Origin of the sequence: Bradyrhizobium sp. 4 (assembly GCF_023100905.1) — a bacterium.
Taxonomy (GTDB): Bacteria; Pseudomonadota; Alphaproteobacteria; order Rhizobiales; family Xanthobacteraceae; genus Bradyrhizobium.
Genome location: NZ_CP064686.1, coordinates 934,979 through 952,339, shown reverse-complemented (window position 1 = coordinate 952,339; position 17,361 = coordinate 934,979). Strand labels below are relative to the sequence as shown.

Sequence of the window (17,361 nt, the reverse complement as noted above, 5' to 3'; positions counted from 1 at the left end):
GAACCCATCCTCAGGCGGCGGAAATCAGCGCATTGCGGCGGGCCGCCGGATCGACCCGCTCAATGTGCTTGATCTTCCCCTCATTGACTTTATGGAGATAGAGTTTGAACCAGGCGATCGCCGAGCCATCAATGAACTCCCAGGCGTACTGATCGACCGGTTCGATTCCGGCCTTGATCAATTCGGCCTTCGGGCAGCCGCCGATTTTTGACACGAGCACGGCATGGCAGTCGTTGATGGCATCGATGGCGATTTCGAGCTTGCTGTCCTCGCCATCGCCGCCCTGGCAATAGGAATGAATAGGACGATGGCCAACGAATTTTGCGCCCGAAGTTGAGAGCTCGTAGATCTGGAACTCCTTGGCATGACCGAAGTGCTGGTTGATCAATCCCGAGCCCTTGGTTGCAACCGCCACCAGCACCTTGATTTCGCTGGACGCGCTGGCAAGCCCAGCAAGCTGCTCCTGTTTGGCCGCAAGCTTTGCAATGCGCGCCTTCTCGACTTTGGCCTGATACTCCTTTCGGGCCTGTTCATCATATTTGATGTCCATGGCCATGATCTTTTCCATGGTGAACTCGGCGCCGCGGTCCTCCCCGAGCAGTCCGACGGCGTCGGCGCGGCACTGGCGACAGTGACGCATCATGTTCATCTCGCTTTCGCAGCTATCCTGCAATGCTGTCACTTCCTGTGCGGTCGGGCCGCGTTGCCCGCTGAGACCGAACACGGTGCCGTGCTCGGGTGACGAAATCAGCGGCATCACGTTGTGCAGGAAGGCGCCGCGCGACTTCACGGCCTTGTTAACCTCAACCAGATGCTGATCGTTAATCCCGGGAATCATCACCGAGTTGACTTTGCACAGGATGCCGCGCGCGGTGAGCATCTCCAGGCCCTGGAGCTGCCGATTGCTGAGGATGCTTGCAGCTTCAATGCCGGTGTAGCGCTTGTGGCGGTAAAAGATCCAGGGATAGATTTTTGCGCCAATATCGGGATCGATCATGTTGATCGTGATCGTCACGTGATCGACCTTAAGTCTTGCAATCGTGTCGACATGATCAGCTAGCGCCAGACCGTTGGTCGAGAGGCACAGCTTGATATCTGGCGCGAGTTTATTGACGAGCTCGAAGGTCTTGAATGTCTTGTCCGGATTCGCCAGGGGGTCGCCAGGGCCAGCAACGCCGACCACGCTCATCTGAGGGATGGCGGAAGCGACCGCCAGCACCTTCTTGGCGGCCTGCTCCGGCGTCAACTTCTCGCTGACAATGCCGGGGCGCGATTCGTTTGCGCAATCGTATTTACGATTGCAGTAATTGCACTGGATATTGCAGGCGGGTGCGACGGCGACATGCATCCGGGCATAATGATGGTGCGCCTCCTCGCTGTAGCAGGGATGGTTCTTCACCTTTTCCCAGACCTCATTTGGCACATTGCCGATGCCGGCCTGAGATCGGCACCTGGCCTTGCCGCTCCCACCGACCGTACCGCAGCTGTTGTGCTTAGCCATGACTTGCATGGTCTCGCTGATCTCGCCGCCGCCGCAGGCTACCTGGTGTTGCGCTGAAGTACTCATTTTTCCAATTCTCTTCGCAAGCCGAATCCTTCCAGCAAGCATCCCCAGAGTCGTTTCTGAAAAGCCAAGAGCAACTGGCGTGCCATACCTGCCAGAAACGTATTTGTGTTTCGCTCCAAGCAGTTAGGCACCGTCCGTTCGAATGTCCGTTTTATCAACTCATGTTCGAAAGCTGACAGAATTGCGATCACAAGAGCGCCCGGCAGCGCTATTACGACGGCGGTACGCTGGTTCATCTATGCCCTTGAGCAAAGAGCATGGCGGCTGGTGTCGTTGAAAGTTGATCTTGTCGCCGAAATGTGACGCGTATGCAAAGCACAATCCGCAAAAGACGTTCCGGACGCGCTTTGAAGGACAACTTGAACCGGCGATGCTTCCTAGATGCAGACAAGAAACCCGTTACCGACCTATGTCGTGAAGATCACGCGGGCCCCTTCCTGACACTCCGGACGCATTGTCGGGCAGGTGAAGAGAAACGCCTGGTGCCCAGGGTCCCGACGGCCACGAATTGGACCGTGCGTCCAAACGTTGGTAGGCATCTCGAATAGGTGGTGCGGGTGTGGACACCTCAGATTCGTAAAGCTGCAGCCGCCTCGGTCGACATCGCACGAACTGCCGTCCAACAACTACACTACGTGGCTGACGTCCTCGGTATCCAGCCAGCCGATCCTGCTCTTCAGGAAACGCAGACCCAGCACCAACAAGCCGGCGTGCTCCCTGTTGTCCTTGCCACAGCCGTGGCCGCCGGCGGCATGCTCGTATAAATAAGCCTCATAGCCCATCGCCTGCAGCTTCGCTGCCATTTTGCGCGCATGTCCGGGATGGACGCGATCGTCCCGCCGCCTGGTGGCCATCAGGATCGGTGGATAGGACTGCCCGGGTCTTGCAGCATGATAGGCAGAATAGGTCTTCAGCCACTCCCACTCCTCAGCGTTGTCGGGATCGCCATATTCGGCAAGCCAGTTCGCCCCGGCGAGCAGTTTGGTGTAGCGGCGCATGTCGATCAGCGGGACGGTGCAGAACAGTGCGCCAAAGAGCCCAGGATATCGCGTTAGCATGTTGGTAATGAGGATGCCGCCGTTCGATCCACTCTCGGCCCCGATCCGCTTGGCCTGTGTCACGCCGCGCTTAACGAGATCGGCGGCGACGGCTGCGAAATCGTCATGCGACAATCTCTTGCCGGCCAGCCGGCCGGCGTCGTGCCAGCGCGTGCCGAACTCACCGCCGCCGCGCAAATTTGCCTGAACCGTGGTGCCGCCGCAGTCAAGCCAAAGCTTACCGAGCGCGGAATTGTAATACGGTTTCACGGACATTCCAAACCCGCCATATCCGCTCAGATGGACCGGCGCGTTGCCGGTCTGTCTGACCGGGCCGGTCTGTAGGTAGGGAATTCGCTCACCGTCGATCGAGACGGCCTCGTGCCGCGTGACCACGCAGTGCTCCGCGGCAAACGTCTTCGGCGCCTGCTTCAGCACGCCGGGACTGCCCACGCCCCGCTCCAGCAGGATGAGAGACGGCGGGGTGAGCGGATCCTCGACGTGAGCCAGCAAGTCGCCATTGCTCTCGGACGGATTGCGATCGAGAGACCAGATGTCAACGACGCCAAGATCAGGAAGCCCGCCCAATTGCTCGCGGTTCCAGCGATGATCGGATGGCGTGCAGATCTCGAACACTGGGCGGAGTTCGTCGAGAATACAAAGCGCAAGCTTGCCCGCACTCCAAAAGAAGCTCTGCAGCGCGCGGCGCGGGCCCGGCTCGAAGAGAATCTCGAACTGGCGGCTGCCCGCCAGGAATGCCGGCAGCGCGATGACGAGCACCGTATCCGCGGCATAGGTGTGCCCTGCCACAGACCAGGATTCGCGCGGCTTCAGGGCAAGCCAGTTGCGATGCGACCGCATCCAGATGTTACTTGGCAAATCGAGCCTCGTCTTGGCTCCCGTTTCATCGCCCAGCCAGACCACGCAATTGGAGACGTCTGTCGCATCGAGGAACCAGATCCTGGGCGGCACGACAGTGTCGTCAACACTGCAACCGACTGACACATGAGCGGCCTTGGTCTCAAAGATCACTGCCGCGTTGTCAACATGCGTACCACGCCGCCACAGCCTCACCGTGCGCGCATAGCCGGTGGTCGCGGCCATGCCGTCACCATGAGAGCTTAACAACACCAGCGTATCAAAATCGAGCCATACGCCGCTGCCTTTGGCTTCCGGCAAGACAAAGCCATCGTGGATGAAGAGCTTCGTGTCTGAGTCGAATTCACGCAAGGTGACGGCATCGCTTCCGCCGCGCGATAGACTCAAGATCCATCGCGAGTGATCTCCAGGCGGTGCGGCCGTGGCGTTCAGAAGCCAGTCTTTGCCTTCGCTGACCGCAAGTTGATCGAGGTCGAGCAGGATGTCCCATGATGGCTTCAGCCTGCGATACTCTTCCAGAGTGGTTCGCCGCCAGAGGCCGCGTGGATTATTGGCGTCCCTCCAGAGATTGTAGAGATACTCGCCGCGCCGGCTGACATAGGGGATATTGTCAGGTCGGTCGTAAATCGCTGTCAGCGCATCTCTGTCTCGTTCGGCTGCGGGTCCGCCAAACACCTCCAGGGTTCTGCTATTCTGCCGTTCGACGAAGTTCAGCGCCCGCGCGCCTTCTATTTGTTCCAACCACAGATAGGGATCATCGTCAGGAGCGGAGGGCGTTGGCCTTCCAGTTCGCGAGTCGTCGACGCTCATTGTATGACGATGCGTCATTTACAACCTTAGTCTTCGCGCAATTCGACTGATTCAAGGATTTGCATCGCGAACGTTGCATCACGATTGCAAGCTACGACTTGGCCCGGTGCGAGATCCAATCCTCTCGAAACTGTATCTTGCGGAGTTGCAGCGATTGGCCTGACGCTGTGAAGATGTGCGGAATGTAACGACCGGGCTGGCGATGTCAGCACAATGGGCCGTCGCGAGGCCTCGCCGGCAACGCCATCTCGCTGGCCCAACAGTGCAGGCCTAGGCCGAGTATTGCGTTTGACACCATGCGTCGGCGCCATCTTGGGTCCCAAGGACGGTTCGACCGCTTCCGGAGTCATCGGCAGGTTCGGCTGGAACCTTCGACCACGCCAAGCCAAAGCCAGGGATTGATGGCCTTCCTCGCAAAGGCCGGACCGCTGCGCCAAGAACAGCTTCCGCATCCGCTGGTTTGGCGAGGTTCTGTGGAGTCGCAGCATTCATCATTCGGTTGCTTCGCCGCCGCGCTTCCTGGCATTGATCGTAATTGGAAGGATGGTGTCACTCGCCATCGCGGGTAGGTCGAGCACCCACCCGTTCGCGATTCTAATCCAACCACCCCACAGCGTCTCGTGCTCACATTCGACAATCGACTCCTCAAGATCCTTCTTGGGCACATAAATCGAAAGCCCCGTCTCGGGCGAACGGCGAATCATGACCTTCATAGGAGCTCCGCAACTTGTGAGCTCTCGCCCGCGCGCTCCTGACACGCACGCCACAAGGCTCTCTGTTTGGCATTGATGTCCGCCAGGACTTGCAGGACACGATCGATCTCATCCGGCGCCGTCTCGCGCGACAGCGAGAAGCGAACCGCACCGCGCAAAAGGGCCGGTGGTACTCTCATCGCGCGCAGGACATGGGACGGCTCCATCGAGCCGGACGCGCAGGCTGAACCGAGCGAGGCGGCAATTCCGTTGCGGTTCAGGTGGTCGACGATGGCCTCTGCTTCGAGATGCTCGAATGCGATGTTGGACGTATTTGGCAAGCGGTTCTTGATATCACCAAGCACGATGCAACAGCCGAGAGCGAGTATGCCTTGCTCCAGCCGGTCGCGAAGCATGCCAATCTGCGTCTGCTCTTGTATGAGGTGTGCCGCAGCGAGTTCCGCCGCCTTGCCCAGCCCAATAATGCCCGGAACGTTTTGGGTGCCAGCGCGGCGATGCCGCTCCTGTGCGCCGCCGAAGATCAGCGGTCGGAACCTGGTGTCCTTGCGCACATACAGCGCGCCGATCCCCTTCGGACCATGGAGCTTATGGCCGGAGAGCGACAGCATGTCGACGTCCGTAGTCTTCAGGTCAATCGGAATCCGCCCGACCGCCTGGACCGCATCGGTGTGAAAGAGCGCGCCGACTGAGCGCGCCATCTTGGCGAGGGATTTCACCGGAAAGATCGTACCGGTCTCATTATTGGCCCACATGACCGAGGCGATTGACGTCCGCCTCGACAATGCGTTGCGATAAGCCTCGATGTTCAATCGGCCGCTTGCATCGACCGGAATGACATGGGTCTTGATTCCGCGTCGGCCCAGCTCCTCGGCAAGGGACAGCACGGCTGGATGCTCAACGGCCGTAGTGACGATCTCGTCGCGTCCCTCCTGCACGGCGAGTGCGGACAGGATCGCGGTGTTGTCGGATTCAGTCGCGCCCGAGGTGAAGACGATCTCGTGATCGAATGCCGCGCCAACGAGGGCCTGCACCTTCCGGCGCGCTTGTTTCAATGCGGGCGCAACCTCAATGCCGAATGCATGCCCGGACGACGCATTGCCGAATTGTCCAGAGAAGAACGGCAGCATTGACGCAACTACCGATGGATGTGCACGGGTCGTCGCGTTGTTATCCAGGTAGATCGGCTGCACGGACTGTCCGCTCTGCACTTAAGGCCCCTCTTTGGCAGCTGCGGGGAGCGGGATCAGGCGGACGAACTCGCCGAGCCGCTCGATCAGGCGCGCCTGAATGGCCGCGAGCGTCGTTCTCGCAAGCTTGCATAACATGCAGGCGCCGGTGAGCCTGACCATGATCTTGTTGCCTTCGATTTCAACGAGCTCACAATCCCCACGATCACGCCTGAGGCTTGGCCGAATCTCATCGAGCACGGCACGGACAATCCGCTCGCGATCGGAAGCCTCTGCACTCGAAGACTGCTTCGTTCGTTCAGCCTTCAGGCCCATGTTCGATGCTCCTTCCATTGCGAATGGTCCGAAGGCGACTCAGCTGAACGATTTGCCGCAGGAGCAGCTCGATTTGGCATTTGGGTTATCGAAGCGGAACCCTGATCCTTCGAGCGACACCACGAAATCGATCGTGGTGCCGTTGAGATGCGCCCGGCTCGCCTTGTCGACGAAGACTTTGATCCCGTCTTGCTCAAACACGGGCTCATCGGAGACCGGCTCATGAGCAAGACCCATTTTGTACGTGAACCCTTGGCAACCGCCGCCTTCGACCATGACCCGCAAACCGCTTGCCGGCTGGGCCGTCGAGGAGATTGCGGCCTTCAGTGCGTTGATGGCGCTATCCGTTAGGCTGATCATTTCTGGCTCGCTCTCAGTTTCTGTCGGAGGCACAATTCGCAAATCCCATGCCAATCGAGATGCAGCTGAAGTCCATTGGTTTTGAAGGCGGCGACCATTCGATTTGCGACCTGTCTGATTTGCGACAGGCGGTTTTCGGGCGTCCCGCCCTTATCCGGCCGAGACCTCGTGATGGTGCCAGCACGTATTATCCCTGCACATTGCGCCAATCCGCCGCTTACCGTGTGCGTCGCTGCAGACATGGGCGCACGGCAAACAACTTGCATAAGGTCAGCGGACACGCCGCATTGGCGATGCATGTACACGACAGATTGATGAGGAGCCTTCCATGACGTCGATCGACAACACCGCTCTTGGCCAGTTGGACAAGGAGGGGCGGTTGCTGAATGCGGTGCTTAAGACCGAGACAACGAAGCCGGGGCGATTTGGATTTCGGGGCGACATCGCGCTGAAGTTCCAAGCCCAGCTCGCCGACGAAAAACGACCGCCGGACTATTCCATTGAACAAGTTCTTGCAATCGCGCAGGAAGGCGAACCGACCATCCCAGTCCTCGCCGGATATCTGCATTCGTTCGCGTATCTACCTGAGGCTGCAAAGGTTCTGGATGGCAGGCTGAGCCCCAAAGGCAGCTATTTCATTTTCTGCAACAACATTGATCTGCTGGCGAAGTACCGCACCAAGATAGGCGACATCACCTTCCGCATTCTGCCTTGCGACGAATCAACTGTCTGGAAGGAGATGATGGACCTCGCCGGCGTCGACAAGAATGACATCAAGAAGCTCGGTACGGCCGGTAGGCTCGACTACCTGCTCGACGCGGCCAAGGACATCGGTGAATCATACAGGGAAGTTTCATACGAGGACGGCCTGGCCAAAATGGAGCCGGTGAAAAACAGAAGCGAAAACCGCCCCGTCTGAGGCAGACCTCTCTCTCGCCAGCTCGACGACTATGCCGCGGAGAGAGTCACTGCGCCCGCTTCACCGGGACTGGCTCTGACAAACCCTGGTGATGGACTACCGGCCTCCCTTTCGGGAGATCACACCGCCACTCTGCTGGTCGTGTGTCGGCCAAGAGCACTGTCGTCAACTGCACTGAGGGGCGGCTGGCCACGACCGTGCGCCTGACTGCATCCATGGGGATCAGGACAATCCAATGCTGATCGGCTGATGGTCGCGGTCACATTTCAGAGGGCGGATCGCCGATGTATGGTTCGGCTTTGGCGCTGTGCTCCAGGCCTTTGCCAGCCTGCGTGGCGCAGAGATGTCGCGCGTTCGATGCTCGCCAGCCGAAGTCATCGACGAGCTGCGCCCATGAATGATGGAGACCGACCCGGGGACTGAGTAACGCGCACGTTTGCATCGTTCCAGAGAACCCAGTGAGCCAGTGTCAAGCCTCGTACATGCAATTCCGCAGAGCCGTAAAAACGCGACGGCGGGGTGCCGGTTGGTCGAGCCAGGCCAAGCGATAGCTGAGCAGACTTGGCCGCACGTCTTCAATGTTGTGAGAACGAAGCGAAGCTATGCAGCATGCCGCAACTGAATCTGCCCTGGGAAGTTGCTCCAGGTCGCGGATCGCGCGGCCGCCCGCCCATGCCAGAGACGCCACTTCACAGTTCTGACGTCCCTGCCGATGGCTGGAAGCACTCAAAAAGGGCCTGATCGGAATCGTACGATGCGATCGGCGATCTGCTGTATGGGCTGGATCTCCATGGCAATATGAAACCAGTCGATGATGTGGGTCGTTGGCTTCGGCATGGCGCGGGGCAGCCGCTTTAAGATTTCGGCCCCGTCCGAGATCACCGTCACATCCCCAAAGCCGCGATATTCCGACTTCCTAGAGAGGGCGAAGAGCACGATCGCGGATTGCCTGATGGTCGGTGCTGCCGGTTAAGAAATAGCAACCGCCCCTTTCTCCCGTCCCCCGCGGGCGCATCTGGCCACGACGAGCTCGAAAATTCGCGCCGAATGTTGATCAGCGCTACGAACGTACGCCGTATCGATGCTGATGACGAACTCTTTGCGCCGAGCTCCGGGAAGCTGCATCTCAAGGTGCCATCGGTCATCCGTTTGGGACCTCGCACGCCAATTTCCTGCATGACCTGGTCGTCGAGCCGCTTGCCGATCCTGATCGTACCTTGCGCACGATCGCATGCGTCTCAGTCGGTTCAGTGGGCAGGAATCGGCCAGCACCTTTGGCGCCTGCCAGTAGGGCAGCATGCTTTCAAGCCGCGCCATCAGTTCCATCAGCTCCGGTGTCGTTCGATCGGCCCTGGATGGCATTCGCGGCACAGCATCCATCGGGGATTGCGAACCTCAATGGAGCCGCAGACGGTTCGGATCCGGCGTGTCGTGTAGTCGGTGACCGGTCGGAGCGTATGGCAGCCCGGGCAAAGCCGGCGAGAAGGGCATAAGTCTCCGCCTCATGATTCACGAACGCGCTCTGCAGCGCTGCCATGATCTTCTTGGTATGGCGCATCGACAAGCAAGATGTCGCCGTCGAACAGGCTCTCCCAGCTCTTTGTCTATGTCTGTGCGGACCTCCTTCCGGCATTTGTCGTCAAATTCGTTCCGGCCCTCGATCATTCCACCGCCATCGCTTGGTCTCAAAACGATGCTGACGGGACTGCTTGAGCCTAACAACCCTTGTTTGACACCACAGAAATTACCGGTCTCCTCACGACGGATCGCCCATGACTCGGGGTCGATCGCTACTCCTTCATTGCAATGGACTTGCACCATCTACTCCTTGCCGGGCTCCCGGCGCACCTAGTTCCGGCCCCGTCAGAGGCTCAGCTCGTTCGGCGTGGCCGATCACCCCGATCAAAGCATCGACATAGGCGCCGAATGCGGCTTCACTCTCGGCTGTCCAGTCGGGCATGGCGGGGCGCCTCCCTGATCACGAAGCAGCACCCGAGCAAATCCGCCAGCACCGCGAATCCCCCGCATCCGCGACTTTCTAGCTGAGTAAGACTAGGCGCCCGCCGCAAGTGCGGGCGACGCCGCCATCAACCGGCGGGCAGATGCGCCGATGGCAACAAGCGCGCGTGACGCAACGCCGCCAGATCAGCCGAGCCGGTGCAGAAGCAGGCGACGGCCAACTGGCGGATGACGATCTCGAAATGCGCGACAACCGCCTCGGTGGATACCGTAGCCGCGCGCAGCACGCCGGCCGCCTGCCCGGCGATGTCCGCGCCCAGGCGAATGGCCTTGGCCACGTCGACGCCGTCGCGGATCCCGCCCGACGCGATCAGCTTCACCGTTGGCAGCGCCTCACGTACCGCCTGCAGGCTGGCTGGGGTCGGAAGCCCCCAATCGGCGAACGCCATTGCCACTGTACGGTCGGCGGCATCGCGGGCGCGCTCGCCCTCCACCGCGGCCCAACTGGTGCCGCCGGCGCCGGCGACATCGATCACCGCCACGCCCGCCGCAACGAGCGCACAGGCCACCGAGGCGGACAGGCCCGACCCCACTTCCTTGGCCACGATCGGCACGCCCACGCTGCGCGCCGCGCGAGCGATCTGCGCCAGGACGGCGCGCCAGTCGCGGTCGCCCTCCGGCTGTAGCGCTTCCTGCAGCGGATTGAGATGGACGATGAGTCCATCGGCCTCCAGCGCATCCACCGCGCGGCGCGCCAGGTCCAGGCCGTCGGCCTCGCGCAGTTGCGCGGCGCCGATATTGGCCAGCAACGGAATGTCTGGGGCCAGGCGGCGCAGCGCGCGCGTCAACCCCTGGGAGTTGCGGGATTGCAGGCTCACGCGTTGCGAACCGACGCACATGGCAATCCCCAAGGCTTGCGCTGCCTCGCTCAGATGCCGGTTGATGGCCTCGGCGCGTGACGTGCCGCCGGTCATGGAGCTGATCAGCAGCGGGGCGCGCATGATCTTGCCCAGCAGCGAGGCGCGCAGGTCGATCTGCGTCAGGTCCAACTCGGGCAATGCGCAGTGTTCGAAACGGACGTACTCCCAGCCGGGGGCGATCGTGGCCGGCGCCGTTCGTCGGTCCAGCACGATGTCCAGATGGTCGTCCTTGCGCCGGCTCAGGGCGGTGTCGCTCATGCTCGCTCCGTCCGTCGCATCGGGCGACGGCGTTGCGTCGGATCGGACCGACGGCAGCGCGCGCACGCCGCCGCCTCCCGCGCCTTCAGGCCGGCGCACGCTGGCCTCCCCCGCAGCGTCGCTGCGGTAGCGGCTGCTCGAGGTCTGGTAGTACTGCGCGCGGATGGCCGCCATGGCCTCGATCAACGGTCCCCACGGCGCGGGAAAGCGTTCTTCCGCCATCACCCGGTGCAGCATGCGCGTATGGCCGGCCAGCTCGTCGTTGAGGAACTCCACCGCAGGCATAGCCGGATAGCGCTGCAGCAGCAGGATCGACGCGTTGTCGGCCTCGCCGGCCGACCTGTCCTTGTCGCGTCCATGCAGATCGTTGTGCAGGCGCCCTATCGCGCAGATGAGCCGCAGGACCTCGCGAAACGCCGGACGCGCGCGCAAGGTCGCCATGTCCAGCCCCCACAGCAACGACAGGCAACAGAACACGTTCGTGTAGGCGATCGAATCGATGCCGTTGTGCAGGTACTCGGCGTAGGACCAGCGTTCCGCCCCTACCGCCTGCGCGTGTCCGCCGCGCAGCGCCGCGCAGTAGCACCGGGTATCGTCAAGAAGCTGAACATAGTCGCGACGATCGTAGGCGAGCGCGGCCAGCGTAGCGCGCAGCACAGCGCAGCCCTCGAATCCGGGCAGCGCGCACGGCACGCCCTGCCCCAGCGCCTGCTCCACGGCAGCGAGCTGCTCCGGCGCGATCAGGCCAAGGTCGTTGCAATCGTCGAGCCAGAACAGCAGCGCCAGTTCGCGATAGAACGCCACGATCAGCGTTTCGTCGTGCGGATCGCGGCCGGTGCGGGCGCTGGTGTCGCGCAGGCTCGCCTGGATGCGCTGCAGGATGTACTGGCCGCCCCTGACCGCTTCCACGGCATGCTCGTCTGCGAACCCGGTCAGGGAACGCCCCCACTCCAGCACCTGCTGCAGCGCGCGTTCGGTCTGGATCATGGCGCCGCTCCTGCTCCCTCGGCCGCGACGCGCCGCCCCCAACCAAGCGCCAGCCACAACCCGGCGAGTTCGGCCACGCGCACGACCCGGGTGGGGCAATACAGTTCCTTACCGATCCACAGCGGCGTCTGCGGCAATGCATGCGCCGCATGGCGGGCGAGCATCCACTCGAGCGCACGCGCCACCGCCTGCGCGATGCGCCGGCGCCCTGTCGGCTCTTCGCTCCGGTCCATTGCGTACAACGCGAACAGCGCATAGGCGGTTTCCTCGAATGTGGACGCGCGACCGGCGCCCCAGCCGCCGTCGTCGCGCTGCGCCTGCAGCAGCGCCGCCAGCGCGCGCTCGTCGCGCCACTGGGGCTTGCCTTGCGCCAGCGCAGCGACCGCATGCGCCGTGGGATACAGCCACGAAACGTGCCATTTTTCGTTGTCCCATACACCATGCGGGTTGCGATTGGCCCCGACGTAGGCACTGGTCCCGGCGGCGGGCTTTCCCAACAGTCGCAACGCATGCAGGGCATGAATGTTGGTCGACACCGAGGCATTGCGCTCGCCGGGGAAGGTGACGAACAGCTCGCCGACTTCGAAATGGCGTAACACATCGACCGCCGGGTCGCGGCCTGCGAGGCGCAGGACGCACAGCGCAACGGCGGTGTCGTCCGCATCGGCCGCGAAGTGCAAGGCCGGGCCCAGACCGCGCACGCCAAGGCGCGCGTCGAGCTGCGCGACGATCACGCGCACCGCCTCGGCGAGCGCGGGATGCGCGAACAGCCCGGCCAGATGCAGGGTGTACAGCGACCAGCATGGCTCGAACACATTGATCGGCCAGACGTTGGGAACGACACCTTCGATGCCGCTGCGCGTCGCCCGCGATGCCGCCAGCAGATACGCGTCGGCGCGCCCGACCTGCGGCGTGCTCCCCTGTGTCACGGCGTGCGCACGACACGCGGCGGTGGCCGCCGGACTGATGCCAATGCTGCCGTCGTCATCCGGGCATGCGATGGTCAGCGAGGTTCCCCAGGCTTCCCAGGAGTGCAGCAACGGATGGCCGCTCGGCAACGTCGCTACCGCCCCCAGCTTGACCAGGCACGCTTGCCGCAACGGCAACAGCGCCGGGTGGCGCGGAAACGCCACGCCGCCCAGTAAGGATGCGGCCTCGCCGCACAACTGCGGCAGGATCAGCTCCGCGGCGATCGGCGCGTCTTCCGGCACCGTATGCGCGTAGGGATCGGGCTCGCGCTCGAGGAACCGTGTTGCAGCCTGGACTGCGTCGGCAGCGCCGGGAAGAGGATCGGCACGCTGCAATGCCAGCAACGCCGCCCAAGTGGGCGCATGGCGGAACAGCGGGAAGTCCGCGCTTCCCCATCCGCCATCGGCCTGTTGCTGCGCGATAAGCCATGCGTATGCGTCCTGCCGACCGGTGACGTTGCCGCGGAACTGTAGAGCTCGCGCCGTGTCATAGACCGACGGGCCGACGCTGCCGCCGTCGCTCATCTCGCTCAGCAGGTGGCGCAATTCGGAAAGGATCTGTTCGGAAAGCGCGTTCACTCGGGATGTTCCTTCTGCAGACGGTCCGGGCAGACGCCGCGCACGTCGCCGCGGGCCCGTCGCGGCCCCGCGCATGGGCAGCGCCGGACGGTCGCCCTGCTCCGGTGCGGCGACGCGCCGATGCTGGCGCCGGTCCGCCGCATAGGCTTGCGCGCAGCGCGCCGCGGCCGTTCTGGGCAACCGCTGCGATTGGCGCCGCGGACTCGGACACGGTGCAGCATGCACCGCTCCCGCCCGCCGATCGCAGCGGCACAGGGGCGACTCCACGCAGACGGGCGCGCTCATGCGCATGGCGCGTGCTTGAACAGATACGCGTTGGCCCGCTGCAGCATCTGCGCCAACCGTTCCGCACGCGGCCCCAGTGGGGCGATGGCCTCTCCGGCGTCGCGCAATAAATCCAGCGCGAACTGGCGCGCTGCCTGCAGCCCCATGATCGACGCGCAGGTCGGCTTCTGCGCCGCCGCGTCCTTGCCGGGGGTCTTGCCCAGCGTCGCGGTATCAGCTGTCGCGTCGAGAATGTCGTCGACCACCTGCAATGCCAGGCCGAAACAGGCCGTGTAGCGATCGAGCCCACAGTACAGCGCAGCGTGCACGGCATCTTCGGCGATGGTGCATAGCGCGCCCATGCGAACGGACGCGCGCACTAGCGCTCCGCTCTTCATCCGGTGCATCGCCACGATCCTGTCCAGCTCGACGTGCTTTCCGACCAGCGACAGATCCATGGCCTGCCCGCCTGCGGCACCCTCGGCGGACACCGCCTGCGCCAGTTCGCGCACGAGCGCGATACGGTTGTCGGCCGGCACATCCAGGCTCGCCAGGGTCAGGAAGGCGTGCGCCTGCAGCGCATCGCCGACCAGGATCGCAGTGGCTTCGCCGAACTTGACGTGCACGGTCGGAAGGCCGCGGCGAAGCACGTCGTCGTCCATCGCGGGCAGGTCGTCGTGGACCAGGGTACAGGCATGGATCATCTCGATGGCGGCGCCGATGTCGTCGAGCATGTGCGCCGGCGTGTCGGCCAGTGCGCCGGCAGCCAGACAGAGCAAGGCGCGGGTGCGCTTCCCGCCATTCAAGGTGGCGTAGCGCATCGCCGCCATCAGCTCGGCCTCACCATCGTCTTCGGCGCAGAGAAGACGCGCCAACGCCTGTTCGACCCGCTTTGCGCCGTCCTGCATCCAGATCTCCGGCAGCAGCCTGCCGGATGCGCCGCGCACCTGCGCGCCCAATCCGCCGAGCGCGGAAACGCCAGTTCGGTCGTCGTGTAGCGTAGAACCGGTCTGCATGTTGTTCATGTCCTTGTACCTGACACGGCCACGGCGAGCGCCGAGCCGCCGCGGTGTTGCCGGCGTCGCACCGAGCGGACGCGCTCAGTGCAGCAATGCCGCCCGTCGCCGGCGCCGCTGCCTCCCCACACGGTGATGCGATGCCAGCTCATGAGAAGCCGATGCGGATTGTCATGGACGGATGTGCGGTTGGGTAATAGCGCCGGCCTTTTTCGACGCCGCTGAGCAACCGCGGTCGCACCCCGGCCTTGTGCATGGTCAGCGCCAAGGCGATGCAGAACTGCACCAGTTCCAGCCATACCAAGTGGTAGCCGATGCAGACGTGTGGGCCGGTACCGAACTGCAGCATGTCCAGCGGCTGGATCGGCTCCGTGCGTTGCAGCCACCGCGCCGGGCGGAACTGATCAGGCGCCTCGTGCAGCAGCGCCGAGGTCGAGAAATGGAGCAGTGGGATGCACAGATGGGTGCCCGCGGGAATGCGCCGTTGGCCGAGTTGCAATTCCTGCAGCGCGCGACGCGGCAGGAGCGTGGCCGTCGGATGCACGCGCAGCGTCTCGCGGAACAGCGCCTCGGCGACCGGACACTGCGCCAGGTCCGCGTGCCGGGTCGGCACCGCGCCCACGCGTTGCGCCTCCTCGACCAGGGCGTCCCACAGCACAGGCTGCCGCGCCAGCTCGATCACCATCCAGGCCATCGTCGAGGCAGTGGTGTCGTGACCGGCAAGCAGCAGCAAGCGGATATTGGCGACCAGGACGTCATCGGACATCCCATCATCGCTGCGATCGAAGGCGCTCACCAGGTCGTTGATCAACCCGGTGCGCGCGGCATGCGCGCGCACGTCGCGGACGAATTGGCGCAACTGCGCGTCGATCCAGTCGCGGGCGGCGCGGCCGCGCCGCAAGGGCAGTCCGGGCAGGTCGACCGGGGGCGCGACGATCAACTGCACCAGTTGCCGGTACTTGCGATGCCATTCCGGCAGGTCCTGCGCGGCGATTCCCAAGAGGCTGAAGATCAGCTTGAGCATCAGGTCGCCGGTTTCGCGCAGGATAGTTACGTCGCCGCGGTCGCGCCACGCCTGCACCCGCGCTCGGATGACGGGCACGAACAGGTCGCCGATGCCGGCCTGGGTCAGCCCCTTGGGCAAGAACGCCGCCTTGATCGCATCGCGCGCCTGCCGGTGCGCGCCGCCGTCCTGGGTAACCAACGTTCCGCCAAGCAATTCGGGCGCGATCTCTTCGATGAGCGCCGAGGACACGTCCTTGTGCCGGAGCAGTGCGAACGCATCCGGATCCACGCAGGTCATCATGTGTCCGGCAGGGCCGAAATCCAGCCAGAAGTGGCTGCCCAGCATCCCTTCCGCGCGCCGCAGCAGGCGCGGCAGGTCGCAGACGATGGCGGGAAGATGCCCCACCAGGGGGAAAGCGCCGGGCACGACCGGGATGTTGTGCCGCAGCCGGTGCCGACGGTCCAGCGGGTTGAGCAGCATGTCCGTCAGCAGCGCGGCGCCGCGGCCGCTTCGGCGGTGTGCCGGCAGGCCGCGCGGCGCGGCTGTTGCCACGCTCGGCGTACGTCGGCACATGCCCCAGCATGCCGCCGTCGATGCACACGACCCGGCCGGTGATGAACGCAGCATCGTCGTAGAGCAGGAATGCCCCCAGCGCGGCCACGTCCCTCGGCGCAGCCGACGCGCGGCAGGAGCTGGTGCCGCCGCAGATGCCGCTGCATGCACTCATCCAGCTTGGCGAGGAGACGCTCGGTCATGACGAGACCCGGCGCAATCGCGTTCCAGCGGATCTGCGCATGACCGTACTGGGTGGCGAGCGAGGCCCACAGCATTTTCATCGCCGCCTTCGACGCGGCGTAGGACGTCTGCGCGGGGTCAGCGCTGAGCCCCTGCCACGACCCCATGTTGACGATCGCGCCACCGCCGCGAGCGATATGGCCTGCGGGCAGCAGAGCAGCGTGCCGCGCAGATTGGTCGCCATGGTCTCATCCGAGACGGCCAGGTCCAGGTCGACGATCGCGCAGTGGCGCGGGGTCAGATGCATGTCGCTCGCGTTGTTCACCAGCAGGTCAACCCCACCGAAGTGCCGCTCCGCCGTTTCGAGCAGCGCTGCCACCGACTGCGCGTCCGCGATGTCCGTGGCCACGGCCAGCCGCGTGGCCCGCTTCGGCCGCGATCTGCGCGGTGCAGGCGATGCCCGCCGAGCCATCAATGTGGGCCACCACCACTCTGCCGCCCTCGCGCGCGATGGCGAGGGCGCTGCCTTGCCGATGCCGGCGCCAGCGCCGGTCACCACGGCCACCTTGCCTTCAAACCGCGCCATCGTGTCCTCCTGGATTGCGTTGTTCTTTCGCGGCATGCCGCTCGGCCTCTCCCGGAGAAGGCGCAGGGTCGGCGCTGGCGCGCTCATCATCGCCAACGTCGCTTTCGATGACCCGAATGGCGGCGACTGGGCATTGGCTGGCCGCGAGCCGCACGGCGGCGTGTAGCGCCTGCGGGACCGTCGCCACGCACACTTCGGCCACGCCGTCCGGTTCGCGCTGGCGAAAGGCGCCCGGCAGCGTCAGCACGCACTGCCCGGTCGTTGCGCACAGACCCTGGTCGACCACGACGCGCATC

14 protein-coding genes and 2 pseudogenes are annotated in these 17,361 nt (G+C 63.7%); 1 reads left to right on the top strand and 15 read right to left on the bottom strand.

Annotated features, from left to right (window positions below; genetic code table 11):
* Positions 1-10: 10 nt before the first annotated feature.
* From nifB to IVB45_RS04400, 7 genes are all read right to left on the bottom strand, one after another.
* The gene (gene nifB, locus IVB45_RS04430; protein ID WP_247299144.1) at positions 11-1,567 is read right to left on the bottom strand and encodes a nitrogenase cofactor biosynthesis protein NifB; all 1,557 of its coding nucleotides are present in this window, start codon (positions 1,565-1,567) and stop codon (positions 11-13) included.
* Positions 1,564-1,803, bottom strand: coding sequence for a hypothetical protein (locus IVB45_RS04425; protein WP_247359580.1), 240 nt, complete (start codon positions 1,801-1,803; stop codon positions 1,564-1,566). Before IVB45_RS04425 ends, nifB begins: the two co-directional genes overlap by 4 nt.
* A gap of 390 nt (positions 1,804-2,193) precedes the next feature.
* The gene (locus IVB45_RS04420; RefSeq protein WP_247359579.1) at positions 2,194-4,293 is read right to left on the bottom strand and encodes a prolyl oligopeptidase family serine peptidase; all 2,100 of its coding nucleotides are present in this window, start codon (positions 4,291-4,293) and stop codon (positions 2,194-2,196) included.
* A 491-nt stretch (positions 4,294-4,784) separates the two neighbouring features.
* Positions 4,785-5,006 (bottom strand): putative nitrogen fixation protein NifT, encoded by a 222-nt coding sequence (nifT, locus tag IVB45_RS04415; protein ID WP_018457694.1) that lies wholly within the window; start codon positions 5,004-5,006, stop codon positions 4,785-4,787.
* Positions 5,003-6,196, bottom strand: a complete 1,194-nt coding sequence (gene nifS, locus IVB45_RS04410) for a cysteine desulfurase NifS (RefSeq protein ID WP_247359578.1) — start codon at positions 6,194-6,196, stop codon at positions 5,003-5,005. The genes nifT and nifS overlap by 4 nt, the downstream gene beginning before the upstream one ends.
* Before the next feature lie 18 nt (positions 6,197-6,214).
* Positions 6,215-6,508 carry a NifU family protein gene (locus tag IVB45_RS04405; protein ID WP_247359577.1) on the bottom strand — a complete coding sequence of 98 codons (294 nt, stop codon included), beginning with the start codon at positions 6,506-6,508 and terminating at the stop codon, positions 6,215-6,217.
* A gap of 39 nt (positions 6,509-6,547) precedes the next feature.
* Positions 6,548-6,868, bottom strand: a complete 321-nt coding sequence (locus IVB45_RS04400) for an iron-sulfur cluster assembly accessory protein (RefSeq protein ID WP_018457691.1) — start codon at positions 6,866-6,868, stop codon at positions 6,548-6,550.
* Positions 6,869-7,196: 328 nt separating this feature from the next.
* On the opposite strand from IVB45_RS04400, the gene IVB45_RS04395 reads away from it, so the two are divergent.
* Positions 7,197-7,787: a hypothetical protein gene (locus IVB45_RS04395; RefSeq protein ID WP_247359576.1), complete on the top strand. Its 591-nt coding sequence runs from the start codon at positions 7,197-7,199 to the stop codon at positions 7,785-7,787.
* 726 nt (positions 7,788-8,513) lie between these two features.
* Here the strand turns inward: IVB45_RS04395 and IVB45_RS04390 are convergent.
* From IVB45_RS04390 to IVB45_RS04355, 8 genes and pseudogenes are all read right to left on the bottom strand, one after another.
* Positions 8,514-8,723 (bottom strand): hypothetical protein, encoded by a 210-nt coding sequence (locus IVB45_RS04390; RefSeq protein ID WP_247285936.1) that lies wholly within the window; start codon positions 8,721-8,723, stop codon positions 8,514-8,516.
* 1,151 nt (positions 8,724-9,874) lie between these two features.
* Positions 9,875-10,924, bottom strand: a complete 1,050-nt coding sequence (gene fni, locus IVB45_RS04385; RefSeq protein ID WP_247359575.1) for a type 2 isopentenyl-diphosphate Delta-isomerase — start codon at positions 10,922-10,924, stop codon at positions 9,875-9,877.
* Between the two features lie 85 nt (positions 10,925-11,009).
* A pseudogene (locus IVB45_RS04380) lies at positions 11,010-11,911 on the bottom strand (hypothetical protein).
* Positions 11,908-13,458: a hypothetical protein gene (locus IVB45_RS04375; RefSeq protein WP_247359574.1), complete on the bottom strand. Its 1,551-nt coding sequence runs from the start codon at positions 13,456-13,458 to the stop codon at positions 11,908-11,910. Before IVB45_RS04375 ends, IVB45_RS04380 begins: the two are co-directional and overlap by 4 nt.
* A 281-nt stretch (positions 13,459-13,739) precedes the next feature.
* Positions 13,740-14,738 carry a polyprenyl synthetase family protein gene (locus tag IVB45_RS04370; protein WP_247359600.1) on the bottom strand — a complete coding sequence of 333 codons (999 nt, stop codon included), beginning with the start codon at positions 14,736-14,738 and terminating at the stop codon, positions 13,740-13,742.
* Between the two features lie 148 nt (positions 14,739-14,886).
* Positions 14,887-16,224, bottom strand: coding sequence for a cytochrome P450 (locus IVB45_RS04365; protein WP_247359573.1), 1,338 nt, complete (start codon positions 16,222-16,224; stop codon positions 14,887-14,889).
* A 5-nt stretch (positions 16,225-16,229) separates the two neighbouring features.
* A pseudogene (locus tag IVB45_RS04360) lies at positions 16,230-17,065 on the bottom strand (SDR family oxidoreductase).
* Positions 17,052-17,360 (bottom strand): ferredoxin, encoded by a 309-nt coding sequence (locus IVB45_RS04355; RefSeq protein WP_247359572.1) that lies wholly within the window; start codon positions 17,358-17,360, stop codon positions 17,052-17,054. Before IVB45_RS04355 ends, IVB45_RS04360 begins: the two are co-directional and overlap by 14 nt.
* Between the last annotated feature and the right edge of the window lies 1 nt (position 17,361).

Coding starts and splice junctions, on each gene's coding strand:
- nifB (WP_247299144.1), bottom strand. CDS start 1,567: ATGAGTACTTCAGCGCAACACCAGGTAGCCTGCGGCGGCGGCGAGATC.
- IVB45_RS04425 (WP_247359580.1), bottom strand. CDS start 1,803: ATGAACCAGCGTACCGCCGTCGTAATAGCGCTGCCGGGCGCTCTTGTG.
- IVB45_RS04420 (WP_247359579.1), bottom strand. CDS start 4,293: ATGAGCGTCGACGACTCGCGAACTGGAAGGCCAACGCCCTCCGCTCCT.
- nifT (WP_018457694.1), bottom strand. CDS start 5,006: ATGAAGGTCATGATTCGCCGTTCGCCCGAGACGGGGCTTTCGATTTAT.
- IVB45_RS04405 (WP_247359577.1), bottom strand. CDS start 6,508: ATGGGCCTGAAGGCTGAACGAACGAAGCAGTCTTCGAGTGCAGAGGCT.
- IVB45_RS04400 (WP_018457691.1), bottom strand. CDS start 6,868: ATGATCAGCCTAACGGATAGCGCCATCAACGCACTGAAGGCCGCAATC.
- IVB45_RS04395 (WP_247359576.1), top strand. CDS start 7,197: ATGACGTCGATCGACAACACCGCTCTTGGCCAGTTGGACAAGGAGGGG.
- fni (WP_247359575.1), bottom strand. CDS start 10,924: ATGAGCGACACCGCCCTGAGCCGGCGCAAGGACGACCATCTGGACATC.
- IVB45_RS04370 (WP_247359600.1), bottom strand. CDS start 14,738: ATGCAGACCGGTTCTACGCTACACGACGACCGAACTGGCGTTTCCGCG.
- IVB45_RS04365 (WP_247359573.1), bottom strand. CDS start 16,224: ATGCTGCTCAACCCGCTGGACCGTCGGCACCGGCTGCGGCACAACATC.
- IVB45_RS04355 (WP_247359572.1), bottom strand. CDS start 17,360: ATGCGCGTCGTGGTCGACCAGGGTCTGTGCGCAACGACCGGGCAGTGC.